We start from the raw sequence: 18,291 nt of genomic DNA, 5'->3' as shown, positions 1-18,291 counted from the left end.
CAGTAGTAAAGTAAATACATTTGTATTGATTAGGGTGCAACTTTTTCTTTAAACTGCTTCCCAGCAGAAAACGCAGGCACTTGGGTCGCTGGAATGGTCATTGGCTCATTGGTTTTCGGATTACGCCCCTCACGTTCGGAGCGATCGCGCCGCTCGAATGACCCAAACCCAATCAGCGTTACCTTTTCACCATTGGCTACAGCCTCAGTAACAACTGACAAAAAAGCACTGATGACTTCATCAGCTTGCTTTTTTGTGACGTTGGCTTTGGCTGCTACAGCATCCACTAGTTCACCTTTGTTCATAAATCACCCTGAAGAATTGCCAGTAACGGAAATCTAGCATTACTAGCTTTTATTAGCAAAGGGGAAAAGGAATAATTTCTAGCAACATACGAAAATTAACAATGCACGGCTACTGCTGTATCGATTTGGCGCGATAGATAATCGCTATTTTGCTCCAAAACCGTCTAATTGGTGTAACAGTTTCATTTTCGATTAGGTAAACCCATCTTCATATTCGGCCACAAGAGATAGGATATTTATACAGTACTCATGTACTATAGGAGGGGCTGAAAATAAACCTAACTCATCACAAAGGAGAATACGACAATGAGAAAATTAAAACTTCAAATACAAATGACCCTTGACGGATACATTGCCGGACTTAATGGCGAAATGGAATTTATGGCGTGGAATTGGGACGACGAATTAAAACAATATGTCAAAGATATAACTGAACCTGTTGACTGCATTATTCTTGGACGAAAACTTGCCGAAGGGTTCATTCCTTACTGGGGTAGCGTGGCTGCAAATCCTGATGACCCGGAGTTTACATCTGGTAACAAATTTACGGACACACACAAAGTTGTTTTTAGCAAAACGCTTGATAAATCAGAATGGAACAATACCGTTTTAGCAAAAGGCAACCTTGTTGACGAAATCACTAAATTAAAAAAACAAGACGGTAAAGACATCATCGCTTATGGTGGTGCGACCTTTGTATCGGCTCTAATCAAACAAGGATTGATTGACGAATTTCATTTATTCATTAATCCAATTGCAATTGGTGACGGAATGACAATTTTTAAAGAACTTGACAGCAAACAATATCTGACATTAGTAAAAGCTACATCGTTTGACTGTGGGATTGTTGTTCTCAATTACGAACCAAAACGTGACTAAATATGAGGTGAAGGGTATTAGATGACTGTACTTACTATGAATAAACCGGAGACAATATTAATTGATCGCACTTTGGCCCAATAGCTGTTGCACTGAGAATTTATCGGGGGAAGCTCATGAACAACCAACCGAATCACAAAAACCTTAGCCCACAAGAAACGCCATGTCCGATCTGCGGCTCACAAAATTTTGTTTGGGGTCGTACCGTTGGAGAATCAGTAAGTCAGTGGGTGTATTTCCGTGCTGATGGCGCTGGGTGGGGGGAAGGCGAAAAGCTACGGGCGCGTAAATGTAGAGATTGTAACAATGTTCAACTGTTTTCGTATGATTAGCTGATAAGTAGCCACCAGTGAGTAAGCTGAAAATTAAAGCAATAGCAAGGGGTGCAATACAATTTCCTTTTCACTTTTGGGCACAGAAATACTTAATGTTACAAGGCTAAATTAGCCTAAAGTTTTAAATATTTAAAACGAGTTAATCTTAGGACTAGTTGACAACAGGAAATTTTGAAAGAAGTTGCCAGACGGTAACTTTTGCGGAGCATATTTAAGGCCGAGTATGGCACACGCAATCGAAGTGGGCGCAACACAGGACGATATAACCAATAATAAGCTTTTTTTAAGTGATTCCATTTTGAACAGGCTTCTGGATGCAGAAAATCTGAAATGTCTACAACTAACCCTCTACCCTGATGCATCATCACATTACGACCGTGGACATCATGAGGGTGGAGTCCGCGACTTCTAGCATAGTCCAAAGCTTTATCGATATCCCGTATTACCTGTTGAGGAATTGGTAAACCTAAGTGCATACAATCGTACAAAGTTGTTCCATAAAGCCGTTTCAAAATTAGAAAGTTATCTTTGGCGTACAAACACTCAGAAAATGCCGGATGAGAACCTAGACGACGGTAGACTTCTACTTCCTCTTCAAAGCCTAGTCGTCCTGGGGCATAAATTTTAACTACACACTCAGGGTAATCGGGATGATAAACTACTGCGGCATAATTTCCTTTGCCAAGCAGCTGCCAGGGTTGTGGAAGATAGCTTACCTGAATGGGATTACGGGGATTGACACTTTCAATTTGTAATCTAGGCAGTAGTTCCTGATAAATGCTTTTGACCAGCTGTTCTGGAAGCAATTTGTCCATACCGGATAAGTTTCTGACACCAAAGGACAAGATAAACTACTCAATTTATCTCAACTATTACGGCAACAGTTGGAATTGAGCTTAATTTTGAAATGGCAATCCCTATATTGCAACAACAGAGTTAGCAACATGAATCCATTGCAGAGAACTCCCATAATCTTAACTGCGATCCCTGGAGTTATCATCACCACTATCTTGATTTTCCAAAGAACTAACCAGCCATCGATTGTGCTTACTGAAGAATGAATAGCTACCCAATTGGCAGATGGGGAGAGCATTACAGTTCATCAAACCGATGGAAGCCAAATGTCAGTTGAGCTTTGTGGTATTGATGCCCTTGAAGTGAAAAAGGGTAAAATCCCAGGTCAACCGTTGAGCGATCAAGCCAAAGAAAAGTCTGCCAAGGCATTAGCTCAAAGTTGCGGATGCCTGGGGTTGCCAAGAAATAGCCAGTAGGTCATCTTTTTTAGTGAGAGGGGCGTTTGTATGGGAATACTTTATATATATTAATTGCAACAAATAGAACTCTTATAGTATGAGCTACTGTACTAATATTGATTGCCTACGTCCGCAAAATTCTGAAATCTCTCGTTTTTGTAATAGTTGTGGTCAGGAATTGTTACTCAAACAGCGATATCGCCCACTCGCTGTCATTGGACACGGTGGCTTTGGGAGAACGTTTTTAGCTATTGATGAACATCTTCCAGAACAACCCAAATGTGCAATCAAACAGCTATGTTTTCAAGAGGAAAACACTGAGATTTGGCACAAAGCAGTCAAATTATTTCACGAGGAAGCACTTCATCTTAATGAATTAAAACACTCTCAAATACCAAAATTACTAGCGCAATTTGAACAAAACAAAAAGTTTTATATCGTCGAAGAATTAGTAGATGGACAAACACTCGCCCAGGAATTACAACAACAAGGTGTTCTTCCAGAACCGCAAATTTGGGAAATATTAAAAAGTTTATTGCTCACACTCCAATTTGTCCATTCCAGACAAGTAATCCATCGAGATATTAAACCGGAAAATATTATGCGTCGTTCGGTTCGAGGAGACTTAGTTTTAATAGATTTTGGAGTTGCTAAACTTGCCACTAATACGAGGCAACTTCGTACAGGCACAATAGTAGGTAGTCCAGAATATATTGCTCCCGAACAAATGCGAGGAAAGGCATTACCAGCTAGCGATCTTTACAGTTTGGGTGTAACATGTATTTACTTACTCACCAATGTTTCTCCCTTTGATTTGTTCGATATTAGTAACGATTGCTGGGTATGGAAAAAACATTTACCAGCAAACAATACTGTTAGTGTTCACCTCTGTGAAATCTTAGATAAACTTTTACAAAATGCCGTTTCTCAACGCTTCCAATCTGCAACAGAAGTGTTGCATACACTAGAGCAACAACCTAAGAAATTGCTAAATATTTCTAATTATCAGACAGTAAGTACTATTGATTACACACATTTGCGTGGTTTATTAGCAAAAGGAAAATGGCAATCAGCAGATCGAGAAACTTGGGAACTGATGTCTCAAGCGCTAGCAAAGCCTAGAGGTAGTTATATATTTAGTAGTGATCTTGAAAAAATTCCCTGTCCAGATTTGCAGACTATTGACCATTTATGGGTGAATTCCAGTCATGGACGCTTTGGTTTTAGTGTACAAACACTTATTTACAAAAACGTCAATGGAGATTATGGTATTTTTTGTCATCAAGTTGGTTGGTATATATACAATTATACTTCTGCCAACTCGGAATTTGATTTTAGTCTCAAAGCACCAATCGGTCATTTACCCTCACGTATTTGGATTGGTGGTTCTCAACCGTGGCGATACCCCAATGCTTTAGCTGTAAAACTAGCAGCTTGTAGTATTAGTTAGTGAGATTGTTTGAATTTGACACTGCCGAAAACCGAGCAAGAAACGCCATGTCTTATCTGCGGCATACAGGCTTGCCCATAGCAGCTTCAATTTTGGTAAGTATCATCAATATAGGGGCATTATTATGACTCCGATAAATCCTCCTAAAAACGCCATTAAATGTTTGCATACTGTTTTATTTGATACTTTCAAAACCGATAGGGCAGCTAAAACTACCTTGTTTAAAAGTAGGTCGGGGAGGATAAGCTAAAGTCTGTTTCTCGGAGCGGCACATTATTGAAATAGTAGTTTTATTTTTTTGCTCGTAAGCAACTGCACCTATCAGGCTGTTGAAGCCCTGTTTAGTCAGCCCTAATTGAAATACATCAGTTGGGAATTCTTTTATCGGAGTTGCATATATAAATGACTTATCCTTACTCATGTCTACGGTATATCGATAGCGGCTTGTAGCTGTTGGCGCATCTCCATCTCCAAGCTCTAACAACCTATATGATTGAGCAAAAGCTGATTTCTCCGAGAAATATGCTTGTTGTGCCTTAATAAATCTTCCAATTGTAGCTTTACTGCTATCACCACAGCCACAGCTTGGTGGAACTCGAATAAACATAATCGGAATCCCAAGTAATAATCCTCCAGTTCCAATAATTAACAAGATTTTTTTAAAGATATTGTTACTATGGTTACTTGGCTTATTTACATCAGACATATACAAATTTAAAACTAATAGTGGATATTTCATAAATAGCCGCATTCTACCCTTCATTGGTAGCTGGCATGGCAGTAAATATAATAATTGTCTAATTTACATAAAATGTACAGCAGCTTATCTTTTAGTAACTCTAGTCTTCCGAGCAAAGCAGTAATTCATATTTAAATTTGACAACCTCAAAGTTAGCATCGTCAAAGTAGTACTGCCCCTGAGCTTGAAATATGCGCTTAAAAAGTTCTGGAATGCTATTAGCAATAATTACAGGATCTGAAAGCTGATTGCTCTCTAAAATCAGCTGACCCAAAAGTATGCAACATTCGCGCTTGTCAGCATTAAAGAAGTAAGCAATACAACGACCATCTTCAAGATCCATCAGATGAGTTGCATAACAAGTAAAAGATTTTGGTTGAGAAATTTCGTAAATTTTATGAAAATTATATTGAGGAATTTGCCAAAAATGACTACTATTAGGGTAAAGTGTCGCACCATCGAATCGCTCTAGCATTTCGATATGTTCTTTGCCAACTCCCTCACCATAGCTGCGAAAGTCAGACCAGTTAATCGGCGGTTGTGTCAGGTGCTGCTGTTGAACTTCGTCGAGTAACTGTGCAAAATCATTGTTACATTCGCGCACTGCCCAACCAATTTCAGGTTGTAAAGTTTGCGATTGAGAATCTTGACGAACGCCAATGAAACCAGCGAGTAGTTCTAAAGAATATTCTTTCTCGCCTGCCATTTGAAGACGAAATGGAGCTTGAGAGATTCCTAAAGGCAAGCTATCAGCACTAATACCGCGAGTTTCGTGGCTGAATGTTTGTTCGGAGGATGATCCATTAGGCAAGGAGCAGCGATCTATTTCCAAAACGGGATTTCTGAGTGAGGGAGCTTTAGTTACTGAATGTTTAATATAAGGAAATAAATCACTCAACCAGCCAGTAATTAGTTCACCGCCATAAACAGCTTTAGGCTTGTAGATGCTGCGCCAAAACAAGAGCGATGGTCTACCTGAAGCTGTTTCCACAAATTCTCGGCAAATTGGCATTAACCGATCTGTCCACCAATCCAAGTCATACTCAGCCATGATTTGGATGCGAGCGCAAATACTTTGCCAATCTTCTACAGTACCCAGCAGCGTAATCTCAGGAATACCGCAAATGCAATACATTGCGTAGTCAAAATACTTTTGGAAGCTATTCATCATCACGACATGACTGGCTGTGCGAGTGATGGGTGTTGTAGTACTGAAGTTACACTCTATCAATCGATACAGGTCAGACCCTACATGGTCGCGGATAAGCAATGCCCAGTTTTGAACTGCCTCACTCCAGTGCTGGGTTTGTTGGGGGATTTGTAAAGCCTTAACTACCAGTTCTTGCTTGCCTTGGTGACGAACAAAACGCGAACGCAAAGTTTCTGCATTATTGTTGATATGTTGAGCAAATCCTTGAGCTAACGTTATCCAAATGATGTCAGGTGTTAATAATAACGGGCGATGTTCGCTAAAAGCAGCATGAACAGCAAATGCCAGCGAATGAATACCTTTGTCTTGAATTACCTCCAACGTATCATTATGGCTGAATGCCAGCACTTGTTCTTGGAAACGCTTCTCTAACTGAAATTTGGCATTTTCAGTAGGTAAAGGTTTCTGAGCGTTTTTTACATCATCAACACAAAAGCGAATCTTTCCTACAGTTTGTTCCAAAATAGGTGCAAGTACTGTCATGAGCTAGTTCTGGTTATATTTTATAAGTTAGCGATATTGTATAAAGCGATATTGTATAAAGAGAGTGTCTGATATTCTAATTGGAAACATATTTAGCCCTGCCTTTCTCCCTTCTTCGCTTTTTATAGTTATTAGCCTCATATTTAAGCCGCATGAACGGGTAAATATCTCCTGCCAAGTGAAAACCTATAGACCCAACAAGCCCTACATCTGAATAAAGCAATGTTACAGTAAAAATATAAAAAATAATATGCGTAATAATATGTAGTCGTCCTTGATATATATGATTTCCAACAGTTACAAATAAACCCAGAGAAATTGCCAAGTAATAATTATTTATATATATACCTAATTGATGTACTAGTACTCCTCGAAATATCAACTCTTCTGTTATTGGATTTAATATACATACAGCAATCAAAAATAAAATTCTCTGAAGCTTTTGCCGTGGTATGAGCCTTACAGAAACGAGATAAGCATCATCTTCTACAATTTGCCTGACTCTCAAAAGATTTAAAATTTTATTTACAATCAACACAAATATACAATAGCAAATTAAGCCAATTATTAAGGAAGCCACTGGTAATATCTCAAATTTTAAACCAACTGATGGTGCATTCCATCCTAGAATATAAGTTATGGAAAAAAAGGAAATTAACGAAATCTGATTCCATAAAATATAAAAACCAAAACTAGATTTTGGTCTTTCTACTTTTCGTTGCTTTTTAATTAGTTTTCTTTGAGATATACTGCTATATAAATACATCATACTTAAGAAAAGTACAAAGAATAGAACACAATTACTAAATGGAGGTAATTCAGTTTTCACAATTATCTTTTAGTGGGTTCAAGCCAGTTTAAATCCATCACGGCAACCATGTCTTTCGCATAACGAGTTGCAAGCCTTAGCATCTGCTCAAAGTCGCAGATATATATGTGTCGATGATGCGGTAGTATTTGGGGCTGCCTTGGAATAAGGAGTAGGTCATTTTGCTAAGTTAATTAATTACTCGTCTTCATCTGTCACATCATTGAATGCTGAATCATCCACAGCCAATACAGGCTTGCCCATAGCAGCTTCAATTTTGGCAAGTATCATCCGTTGACGCGATGCCATGAAACCCTCAAAGTCATCCTTTCGTAGTGTTATTGCGTCGATTTGATGAGTTGCCAGAATTGCATTCATACCTGCATCGTCTAGCTGAACACTGTCATGCTTTTGAAGTTGAACCAGATATTCACTTGGAGCTTTACCGCCAATCATCCGATTTGCCTTAAAGGATATTGGAGTTTTGTTGAGAATAGAGTTATAGCGAGATGCAGGAATACCCTGCTTGTCACACCAACTTTTTGGGAAAATGTGATGAATATCTAGTCTGCGTCCTTCCCAATCGGTTTCATCCAAATCCCGAATAGTGGACTTCCAAAAGAAATCTTGAGAACCTTCACGTTGAATCAAGGTATTAATACCCTTATATGCAGCACTAGTTCGGGAACGCAAAGTCCCTAAACGTGCAGGTTGAAAATTAGCATCCCGAACAGTTGCAGGTTCTTCCTTAGCGTCCTCAATCCAGTCGATAAGCTCTTGAATATCCAAAGCCATGCGAGTTTCAACTGCCCCGCCGTACAATTCGCCAAGGATACCGCACCAGAACCAACGGGCGATTTTTTCATGAATCTTCGGTTCCAGCCAGCGATCGCCAAGCAACGCCATGACTGCGGCAAGAGGAATAAGTTGAGTGCGGTAAGGTAAATCGCTAGTTGAGAAAAACGATTGCTGTCGTAAGAATTTAGCTGCTTTCCAGTAACCTTGCATAAGAGGCTGTTTCCATTTTTGGAAAGCATCTACAGTTAAAGATAGAACAGCTTCGCGCTTGGCAGTCACGCCTGTTATTTGCTTGCCAGTTTTACCTGCTTTTAAGTCTTCTCGTCGTTTTTCCAAAGTGTACAGTAGCGTTAATCCCTGGAAAAACTCTGTCGGTTCAACTTCATGTAATAAACGTTGTTTTCTGAGGTACGGTTGAATCCCTTCAATTCCTTCTTGAATATTACCAAACCATTCATCCCGCAAGTTGATATTATCAACAGCATAGGTTGCAGTTAAAAGTTCAAAAACCGAGAGGTTAACACCACCAGTATTTACTTTCTCAAAGACAAGACAAACAGCTTCCTTTTTATTGTCACGGTTGAGTTCGATGATTGGCAAGTCATAAAAGCGAAACTCCTTAATGACTTGGGTACGAAATTTCATATAACGACTAAATTTATTTGAGCCATGATTTGAGTCATAATTATTTAATCCTTCTTCCCAGTTATCCGAGTTGAGAATTTGATTGCAAGGGAAGAAGAAATTTTCATATTCTTTTTCTGGCGTACTCAGGTCGAGTTTGATATCACGTCCAAAGTTTTCTCGTTGAATACGATCTGCATCAATGCTAATTATTGCACTTTCATAATATTCTTGCCCTAATAGAGCCATTTCGATATCAATGTAATAATAACGTTGCAATAATTTTTTCTTGTGATCACGAGTTTGTACAGGTTCTTTAAATATCAACACTTGCGTTAATGAAGTAAGCCTCTGTTGCCCATCAAGAATCAGCTTTTTTAACTTATTAGGTGTTGCTTTTGTTGGATCGACTCCCTCAACAGTCCGGGCTTTAAACTTAGCATCACCACCAGCCTCAAGCAGCATAATTGCTCCCACAGGGAAAGAACGCGCAATACTGACTAACAGTGAACGAATGTGTTCATCATCCCAAACCCACCCCCGTTGGAAATCGGGTAGTTGAATTTCACCTGTGATGATATCTTTCAGTAAAGTCTCTAGCCTTGTTTTAGTAGAATCAAATGTAGACATATAGATATTTCTTCTGATAACTTGTTTGAATGCTTCGTGAAAAGTGTCGAATATCAATAATCAGTTCAAAATTACTTAGTGAGAATAAGCCACGGCATCTGCTCAAAATCGCGGATGCCGTCTATGATGAGGTAATACTTAGGGTTGCCTTGAAATAGCCAGTAGGCCATTAGAATTAGATGATAAATTTATAACGAAGCATTAACACAAACAAGAAGACGTTCCCTTGCCCGTGTTGCAGCAACATATCGCTCGCAGCGTTCAACTAGTTCTGCTCTTGAGAGATTATTCATTGCATCAGATTCATTGCTACAGCCCATTGCGATCGCTCGAAATTCCAATCCCTTAATTCGCTTCATTGTCCCCAAGCGAACCCCTGGCTCCTCTGGCCCTGGATCTTCTTCTCTGGGCTTGAGTTCAAAAGTTGGAATACCCTCTGCTTCCAGTGCTGTGCGAATTGCTGGTTTATAAGGTGTTACGCAGATTTCGTGGGAACCAAACCCATCTTGAATCAACTCTTTTGCCCAACTAGCAATACGCTTTGCCTCTTCTTTTTCATCCGCGCACTGCATAATCTCTGGTTTTGGTCCAGTAAACACGGAGCGATCGCCTACAATTGTGGTTTGTCCTAGATCCAAATCGTCAATTACAGTGCCTTCAAGGATTGATTGAGCAAAAAGCCGGATTTGTTCACTGGTACGATAATTTACTTTTAATTGTCTGGAACGTCCTTTGACATATATACCTGCCAAATTTAAAGGCACTTTACCCCGATAAATACGTTGATGTCCGTCTCCAGCAACGCACAGAGGATCTGAAAGACCCTCATTTACTTGACTTAGAGCAGCAATTAATTTTAATGCTTCCAGGCTGAAATCCTGCACTTCATCTGCTAAGACGTGCCTAAAAGGGGGAAAGTTACCTTGCTCAACCGCAAATCGTGCCTGATGAATTGCACCTTCAAAAGTTAAAAGGTTTTGCTTGAGCAATAAACGCTTGAAAGCCTGAAATATTGGCCATGCCTCACGTCGTTCTTTTCTCCCCATCCGAGGCCGCCCTGTACGAACGGTGGTTAAATAACCTTCTTCAGAATCAACTCCATTAGCATCAATTACAAGCTCAAACTCTTTTTGGAGTTCTGCTTTTGACATTGGTAAATTAGCTATACTTGGATCTGCCCAAACCTCGTCCCAAAGGTCGTTGAGTTCTTCAGGTGAAGCAATTCGCCCTTTCCAGCCACTACGAGAACAAATAGTGCGGGCAAGCTGATTTAAGTTAGTGACTTCAATGTGTTCTGCTGCTATTGGGTCGAGACGGCGTAAGTAGCTTTTGATAGTTACAGACAGGTTTGTTGTGAAAGTAGTGAGCAGTATCCGCTCCTTCGGATTGTTTAGGTGCTTGGCAAGGTAAACAGCACGGTGCATCAAGACAACAGTCTTACCAGTTCCTGCTGCACCTGTGATACCCATAGATCCATTGGTTCGCCACTCAACAATCTTCCTTTGTTGGGGATGGAGAAAAATTCGCCACTCTTCTAAGGAACCACCTTCCAGCATTGCCTTGAGAGTTTCTTCCCCTTCAACTACTACTAAATCTCGGTTTGGTCGCTGGGTAAGCTGTGAGAAATCTCCGGGGCCGACAATAGTGACAGGTTGTTCATCTTCTACATCGGTTCCTAATGCTTGGGCTAGGGCTTCGTCTAGTGATAAACCAGCTACAAGCCCCACGAGAACCTCATAGCACTCTGGTGGTAGATATTCGCTAAGTACTTCCAACTCTTGGTCACTCTTAACCTGTCGAACTGCTGGGATAAGCAGATGCGGTACTCCAGCATGGAATAGATCATCATCGGCAAGATTTTGCAGAGGATAATCAACTGTTAGTGTTGAAGTTAAAGCATCTTGCAATGCTTCGGTTGTTTCTTGAACGTCAAAGATTTGGAATGCCCCAGTACTTTTATGTACTTCAAAACGCTTGTTTTTTGCCCAGGCATAAGAACGGTCATGGGAATCAATATGAACTAGTAGAAAAGTATCACCTTGCTCCGGTGCAATTACAATAGCCCGATAGCCATCTGGTAAGTCTGCTCCGCGAACTTTGTGATCAAGCATGGATTCTTTCAGCCCATGCAATCCAATTGCTGTGTCCCAAGGATTAATTTGAAATTTCTCAATCAGTTCTGGAACCTTTTTCTGTACTTTTTTGGGCAGTTTGTGAAAATGTTTCAGCACTTGGGCGTGCATCATTAGGTGAGCCATCAATTATTCCTCCTGATTTCAATTAGTTCAATCAAAAAAGCAGTACCCTTTGCTTGTATTTCATTAGCAGTGACAACAGCCCAACCATTTACTTGCCAAGCAGAAACTAACAAGGCTTGGTCTCCCCCTAACACTGCAATTCGAGCCTCTAACCATGCCAACTCTGCTACGGCGTTTTCATCAACTGCCTCATCTTCATAAGCAGCTTGAGGTACTGGCACTCCTAATGCTGCCAGTTCGTCAACTACAAATCGCAGCGACGGAATTACCTCAGATCGGACTTGCACCCATTCACCACTTGCTTCTACAAAGCTCGTATCAGGAAGTACATCGGGTGCAGTACCAGTTTCTACCTCTGAGGTAGTGAAGAAACTAAACGCCCCACAAAACTGCAACAGGTTGAGACAGGATAGAAACTTGCGCCAACGAGGACGATAGGTTTGAGTTGCTAATCGCTCACTTTCACTGTCATCTAAGCGGGCAGTTACTCGAACGCGATCGCGCCGATTTGTTAAGCAATCAGCAATAGTTGCAAGGGCAATGACATCTGTCCCACCACTAATTTTGTCGTAGCAGATCCATTCGCCGTTATCGATGCTGGCGGGAACAATGAAACCCTGACCATTACGCCAATCATTGAGGGAAATACGCAAAGCAGATTCAGCATAAGCATATTTTTCGGCTAGTATTTCTAAAGGAAATGCGGCTGTAAACTCCGCTAAACGTCGCCAACCACTAGCTTGAGGACATTGGATAAAACCTGTAATTTGTTGCCAAGCATTACCAACTGCCAATCTTCCTGAAGGTATGCCTTGGTTAATGCCTGCATTAGCAAAAATTTCTACTTTTGTTGCTATTGCCTGCGGAACAACCAAAAAGTCTTCCAACTTTGTTGCTGTCAAATCATTCCAGGTCAAGTTCCAAATGTGATAACGACCAGAGGCGAGAATAGCTCGCCGCTTCGCCATGTCATCGGCTAGTCGATTGATTTCCACATGAAACTCAAAGCCATCGGTGAAGATGGCGACTGGTTTAATGGACTCGTCGTCAGCACATCGAAGTAGGAAGTCTGGTTGACAGGCGATCGCAACCCCTTGGGCTAATCCCAACTGCGGCTGTAGCTCTAGTTCCCAAGTGCGGCTGGCGTTGGGTAAATTAAAGCGAAAACCCACCTTACCGTGTACTAAGGTTCTCTCCCAGATGCCATTATGTTCATTCACCCATTCTTCTAGCTTGCAGACAAACTTGCGCTCTAAAACACTGCCAAGTAAGGAATTGTCAGGAATTTCGGTGAGAGCTTTATGTTCCACGCGGCGATCGCCTGCTGCAATCAATTGCTTTAGCAGCTTGATGCCTCGTTCTCGGCTGATGGATGTGGCACTGTATTGTTGAGCATAAGTGCGAATGCAACGATAGCAACCATCTGTATCGCGATCGCTTTCTTTTTCACTTAGCCGTCCACAACGGCAGGTTTCCAAAGCATCTAAGGCACGTCGCATCACTGTCATGATGCCTTCCCCAGCCCTTCCAGTAGCATCAGTTTCTTGAAATAGGGTTTTGAGGTAGCCTGTACCACCAGGAACCCGATCCAAGATGATTAAATAATCGCGTTGTATATTCTTTGCTCCATCTGGTAGTCGTTGGGGAAAGATAGTTAGGTGACTGGGGTCGCCTTCAAATCGCAGTCGCAACCCTAGCAATATACAAGCTTCCAAAGTTGGGATGTCGTCATCAATCCAAGATGGGACAAGTATGCGAATTGCCTCTGAACGAATCTCTCGATACAGGTACACGGATTCTGCTTTAAAAGGATTGCTAGAACGACCTTCGGCTTTGGTTTTTTCCTGTCGCCGACGAGCAGAACAACTGCGGCGGTGTGTTACCTGCTCGATGAATTTTCCGGGTGTGGCAACTACGCCGCAATCTGTACAAACTTGAAAGCCACGCTCAGGGGCGTTTCCCTCTGGGCCAAAGGCAACAGTGCCAGCTTCATCAAAATAGCCGACGTTAACCTCACGCAAAACTACAGCAGCACGATATTCAATGCCAAAGGGTAGGGTTTCCTCACCTACTGCTCCTGTTGGCTCGTCAACGGTGAGATCAAAACTCCGTCGCCTCTGGTAAATAGTGTGTTCTCGTTCATCAGCGCGATCGCTGGAAAGACTATCATATTCTTCCATCACCGAGATAGCTTCGGAACGAGAAAAGTTGATGAAAGAACGGTGTTGACCAATATCTGCTTGACTATCATCGCCACTGTCATGACCGCACTGTGGACAGGCTGGTTCTTGGTTAATGTTGCTAGTTAGGCGCATGTGTCCACATTGTCCGCAAATTGCCCAGGTTTCGGTAAGTGGTTCCTCTTTACTACCAATGGAAATCTGCTGAATCTCAAACTGGCGTTTATGAGTATAAAAGTGATTGTGGGGAGCTAATTCTCGTAGTGCAGTGGCAGCAGGTCTGACAACTTCAATTGGGGGAACGGGATTTTCTCTAACTCGATGGCGATTATAAACCGAACCATAAAAGCGCACACCGGATTCAGGAAAGGCATAATTTGGTAATAGTCCGTGGTCAGTTAGTAACTCTAGGGTTGTGATGCGAGACAGGCTATTTTGTCGCCCTTTCAGGACACGTAGTTCGTCCTCAATTTCTCGCAGTGCATCTTCCTCATGTTCCTCAATCTGAGACTTTTGATTCTGCAATCTTCTCCGGGCATTGTCTATTTCCCGTCGCTGACGGTCAAACTCGTTAACAACTTTGCGAATCCGTTGCTGGAGTAGTTCAGTTATAGTCTCGCTACAAAATCTTGTTCTGGTATCGTCTCGAATCACATCTAGAAAGCGTGCTAAAAAAGACTCCTGCAATTGCGTCTCATTTTGAGCAATCCATTGCAACATTCGCGGAATATGACCCTTGAGATTCTCGATATCCCGGATCAGTTGTGTGCCAGTCCGGGGTAGTTCCGATAAATTTCCAGTTTTTACCGCAGAGTCAAAACAGTAGGCAAGATACTGACGCACTAATACAGCCGAAGCATCCACCCAACACCCAGGTGCATCAACTTTACCGCGTAGCATTTCCACAGGCCGGGCATAAAAGAAAAGGTCATGGGGTTGATGCTTAATTACAGAGACGATTAATGCTGTACCTGTTGCCCGTCCTGCCCGACCAATACGCTGAAGATAACTAGCTGTGGTAGGTGGTATAGAACATAACATGGTGCTGGATAGATCGCCAATATCAATCCCCATTTCTAGAGTGCTGGTGCAGGTAAGCACATTTGGATCGTCTGCGTGTTCATTCTTGGAAAAAGTACGCTCTAGGGTCTCTCTTTCTTCTGTCGCTAAAAGTCCTGTGTGTTCGTTGGCGACAACTCGACGTAAAGCACCTTTACGGTACCGGTCTTGGTAGTATACTTGTCGTTTAGTAAAGTCTTCAGGGCGATACGCACCTGTCCTAGCACTGTATTCTAAGCTAGGAGCGCCATTCCAGAAAATTGCTTCCTGTTCTGGGCGGACTATTTGTCGCCCTGTTTCCGAGCAAATTAACCGGACTCCGTTTGGTACTAAACTTACGGCTGTGGGATTAATAGCGTAGTAAGCTTTATTACCATCTGTATGCAGTCGCAGTAAAAGTTTTGTTGCCTCTGCTGCTTGATATAACAGTTTTAACAAGTCAACTGTCTCTGCTTCACTCATGGGATGCTTAAATACCCGATGTGTCCAACGGATATGCCAAGGCTGTGTATTCCCTGAAGTGTTGCCGAAGATGAAGTCATGAGAGCGATCGCTGCCAGTTACCATCAATTTGGGTCGATAACGATTCATTGGCGGATGAACCTCTCGGCTCAAAATTGAACGTCCAAAGGGAGCTTTACCCCAGTAGTTTTTGCGGGCTAAGTCCTCTAGGTAAGAATGTCCCAATGCGCCGCGCAATCGATAACGGTAAAGGATTCCCAGTAGCCAGCGACGCAGGTTATCTTCGCTAATCTTTTTCAGTTGCGTATCTACAGACTCGATGCGATCGCTAATTTGCTTCACAGTCTCATCTATTTTCTGCCAATCCCAGGCTATACAGGCTGAACCACTGGCTTCCATCGTGCGTCCGCGCAGCAGCATGACTCCAAACTCGCTGGTAGCTTGCCAAGTTAGCCGTGTTTCGATATCAGATGCTAGGGCAGTTGGGGGATTTGTAAGTTTCGGATTGTTGCGATAATTAAGGTAATCTTGGTAATCATGTAAATCTGGTGGCAACAAAGCAGCGATCGCTTTTTTCATAGTTCCTGGTTTGCCAACTCCAGGCTGACTCCACCACTCTAATAAACGTTTTCCAACTTCTGTTAAGGGCAAACCTGCTGTACCAGCATCATTAATTACCCCTTGTAGGGCAGTGCGAAAGGTGAAATTATAAGTTCGGGCTGAAAGAAACCCGGCACGATGGGAAGCATCCTGAACACTATCGGTGAAAGCTAGAAGTTTTGGATCGTTGTTGAGCATAGATCCAAATAACTCATCCACCATAACGCTAGAAAGGGTAGCTGAACGCGAACCAATAATAAAAATGCTCTCCCGTGAACCGCAGCAAGGGCAAGCCTGAACTCCACGGAGAGAACCATTTTCTAGTTTTTCCACATCTTGGTTGAAGGCAACTCGCAAGCGGCGAGTGTCATTAGTTAAAGGACAGGCCCCCTGTCCTTGGCGTAGGACTAGACTGGAGGGATGGAGATACCAAGCTCCAAACAAGTCTCCTGAATTGATTGAGCCATCGCTATCTGGGACAATTAGCACAATGCGTTGGTCGTGGCTGCCATTGCGACCAAACCAGCCCCGGTAAATGGCACTGATATCATTAGTCAGCTTAAAACCTTGAACGCCTCTGGCATTAACGGCGGTATCGGACTGGCGATTTTGCAGACCAATCCAACCAGAAGCACCGCACTCGTTACACTGGAATGCAGGAAGTAAAGTTTGTTCTGGCGAAGGTTCATCTAGCCAACCAAAAATCGGTTGTTCTTCCACAACTCGACCAATCCGCGCTAATTCTCGCACCCAAAGCTGCACTTGAGTCGGGACTAAGGGAAATGCTCCTTTGCTCCGAATTTCTTTGGCGTGGGCAACAAGGGCAAAGAAGGCGGTAATGATCCGCTTCCGGTCTTCTAAGTTGGGGACGGCAATGAAGGAAAAATCTTTGGCTGCTAGCCTTTCTACTAACTTTGCCCAAGTGAGGGGGCCTTCCAAAGAACGTTCAGCAGCATCGAAAAGTTCCAGCAGGTGCTTGAATAGTTGCGTACCTTTTAACCAATCTCCTAAAGCAACTGACCAACGCTCAACAGCAGTAGCGCGTAGGCGTAGCCCGTCGCAGACATCACCTGCTGTTGGTTCGGCAAATTCTGGGCCGCCCCAAACCCTGGCTTGGCGGATAGTGTAGGCTGTAGCATCTTCGTCTGCTTGCGGTTCGCAGTCTTCAGAAGTTGGTAAATCTAGGGAAATTAGGTATTCTTCTGGTTTGACAATTTCCTCAACTGTCAGCCGATCCTCGATGATTACCGCTTCAGTGGGAATGTCTTCTTCAAACAAAGTACTGGCAAACCGAGCTAGGCGATCCCCTCCTGTCTCGACTGCATCCACTGATATTGTTAAACCAAGAGCGCGATCGCTGCGGTCGCGATCATCCATTGTGGCACTAGTACCAACAACGCAGAGTTTACCCTTGGGAATACTCAGTCTTTCCTTGAGTCGTCGAATCAAACAGGCGACATCTGCACCTTGTGCGCCATCGTAAGTATGCAGTTCATCAAGGACAAGATATTGCAGGGTGTCCGATTGGTTGAAACGCCAAAGTTGCTGGTCTTGCGGTCGTAGTAGCAAGAAATCCAGCATTTTGTAGTTAGTCAGCAGGATATCTGGCGGGTTTTCTAGTTGGGCTTCGTGGTTGGTAATGCCGTGGTCTTTGCCCATGCTAGTTGTGCCAGAGTCTTGAGAGGTGGGATCGCCTGGGTCGTAGCGTCCGGTGTAAGTACCAACGCGGACACCTGCTTTTTTCAGCGCTGGGTCGTCCCAAATAGATTTGGCGAAGCGGCGTTCTTGGTCGGCAGCCAGGGCATTCATCGGGTAGAGGACAATTGCTTTAATTCCAGGCTGTCTAGCTTGTTTGGCTCGGAGACAGTGGTCAAGTAAGGGGTAGAGGAAGCACTCAGTTTTACCGGAACCAGTGCCAGTCGTGACAAGGGTGGGTTCTGGCTTGTGGTTTTTACTACTCAACCGTCTCCAGGCAACAGCTTGATGGCGAAACGGAAGGAAGGGAACGTTGAGGTCAAAAGGAGGGTTATAAGGTTGAGGTGCTAACCGGAAAGGGCGGCGCAACTGTACCCACGGGCCTTTAAACAGTCCTCGTTCTGGGTCTTGGAGGAATTGTTCAAAGGCACGGCTGACAGAGCGATCGCGAAAATCAAAGGTGGATTGCAGGTAATAAAGCACCTGGCGGCGGATGTTTTCGGCAATATGGGCTGGTAGCATG

Annotated in this window: 11 protein-coding genes; 3 read left to right on the top strand and 8 right to left on the bottom strand. The window is 42.9% G+C overall.

The window, feature by feature from the left end; genetic code table 11:
* Nucleotides 1-29 precede the first annotated feature (29 nt).
* A complete protein-coding gene (locus tag V7L01_RS29715; RefSeq protein ID WP_335041327.1) occupies nt 30-305 on the bottom strand; it encodes an HU family DNA-binding protein in 276 nt (91 codons plus the stop codon).
* 306 nt (nt 306-611) lie between these two features.
* Between V7L01_RS29715 and V7L01_RS29710 the strand changes: the two genes are divergently transcribed.
* Entirely contained in the window at nt 612-1,184 is a 573-nt protein-coding gene (locus V7L01_RS29710; RefSeq protein WP_335041325.1) for a dihydrofolate reductase family protein, read from the top strand.
* Nucleotides 1,185-1,632: 448 nt separating this feature from the next.
* Here V7L01_RS29710 and V7L01_RS29705 read toward each other — a convergent pair whose 3' ends face one another.
* Nucleotides 1,633-2,334 carry a serine/threonine protein kinase gene (locus V7L01_RS29705; RefSeq protein WP_335041323.1) on the bottom strand — a complete coding sequence of 234 codons (702 nt, stop codon included), beginning with the start codon at nt 2,332-2,334 and terminating at the stop codon, nt 1,633-1,635.
* Nucleotides 2,335-2,640: 306 nt separating this feature from the next.
* Between V7L01_RS29705 and V7L01_RS29700 the strand changes: the two genes are divergently transcribed.
* Both V7L01_RS29700 and V7L01_RS29695 read left to right on the top strand, forming a co-directional pair.
* Entirely contained in the window at nt 2,641-2,790 is a 150-nt protein-coding gene (locus tag V7L01_RS29700) for a hypothetical protein (protein WP_335041321.1), read from the top strand.
* 79 nt (nt 2,791-2,869) lie between these two features.
* Nucleotides 2,870-4,222, top strand: coding sequence for a serine/threonine-protein kinase (locus tag V7L01_RS29695; RefSeq protein WP_335041319.1), 1,353 nt, complete (start codon nt 2,870-2,872; stop codon nt 4,220-4,222).
* Nucleotides 4,223-4,397: 175 nt separating this feature from the next.
* Here V7L01_RS29695 and V7L01_RS29690 read toward each other — a convergent pair whose 3' ends face one another.
* The 6 genes from V7L01_RS29690 to V7L01_RS29665 form a co-directional block, all read right to left on the bottom strand.
* Entirely contained in the window at nt 4,398-4,961 is a 564-nt protein-coding gene (locus tag V7L01_RS29690) for a type IV pilin-like G/H family protein (protein WP_335041317.1), read from the bottom strand.
* A gap of 100 nt (nt 4,962-5,061) precedes the next feature.
* Nucleotides 5,062-6,654, bottom strand: a complete 1,593-nt coding sequence (locus tag V7L01_RS29685) for a DUF4419 domain-containing protein (protein ID WP_335041315.1) — start codon at nt 6,652-6,654, stop codon at nt 5,062-5,064.
* A 76-nt stretch (nt 6,655-6,730) separates the two neighbouring features.
* On the bottom strand, nt 6,731-7,483 hold the full coding sequence (locus tag V7L01_RS29680) for a CPBP family intramembrane glutamic endopeptidase (RefSeq protein ID WP_335041313.1): 753 nt from the start codon (nt 7,481-7,483) through the stop codon (nt 6,731-6,733).
* 177 nt (nt 7,484-7,660) lie between these two features.
* Nucleotides 7,661-9,514, bottom strand: coding sequence for a GmrSD restriction endonuclease domain-containing protein (locus V7L01_RS29675; protein WP_335041312.1), 1,854 nt, complete (start codon nt 9,512-9,514; stop codon nt 7,661-7,663).
* 188 nt (nt 9,515-9,702) lie between these two features.
* Nucleotides 9,703-11,772 (bottom strand): UvrD-helicase domain-containing protein, encoded by a 2,070-nt coding sequence (locus tag V7L01_RS29670; RefSeq protein ID WP_335041310.1) that lies wholly within the window; start codon nt 11,770-11,772, stop codon nt 9,703-9,705.
* A complete protein-coding gene (locus V7L01_RS29665; RefSeq protein WP_335041308.1) occupies nt 11,772-18,290 on the bottom strand; it encodes a DEAD/DEAH box helicase in 6,519 nt (2,172 codons plus the stop codon). Before V7L01_RS29665 ends, V7L01_RS29670 begins: the two co-directional genes overlap by 1 nt.
* Nucleotide 18,291: the final 1 nt, after the last annotated feature.

Origin of the sequence: Nostoc sp. (assembly GCF_036917095.1) — a bacterium.
Classification (GTDB): domain Bacteria; phylum Cyanobacteriota; class Cyanobacteriia; order Cyanobacteriales; family Nostocaceae; genus Nostoc.
This window is presented reverse-complemented; position numbering and strand designations above follow the sequence as displayed.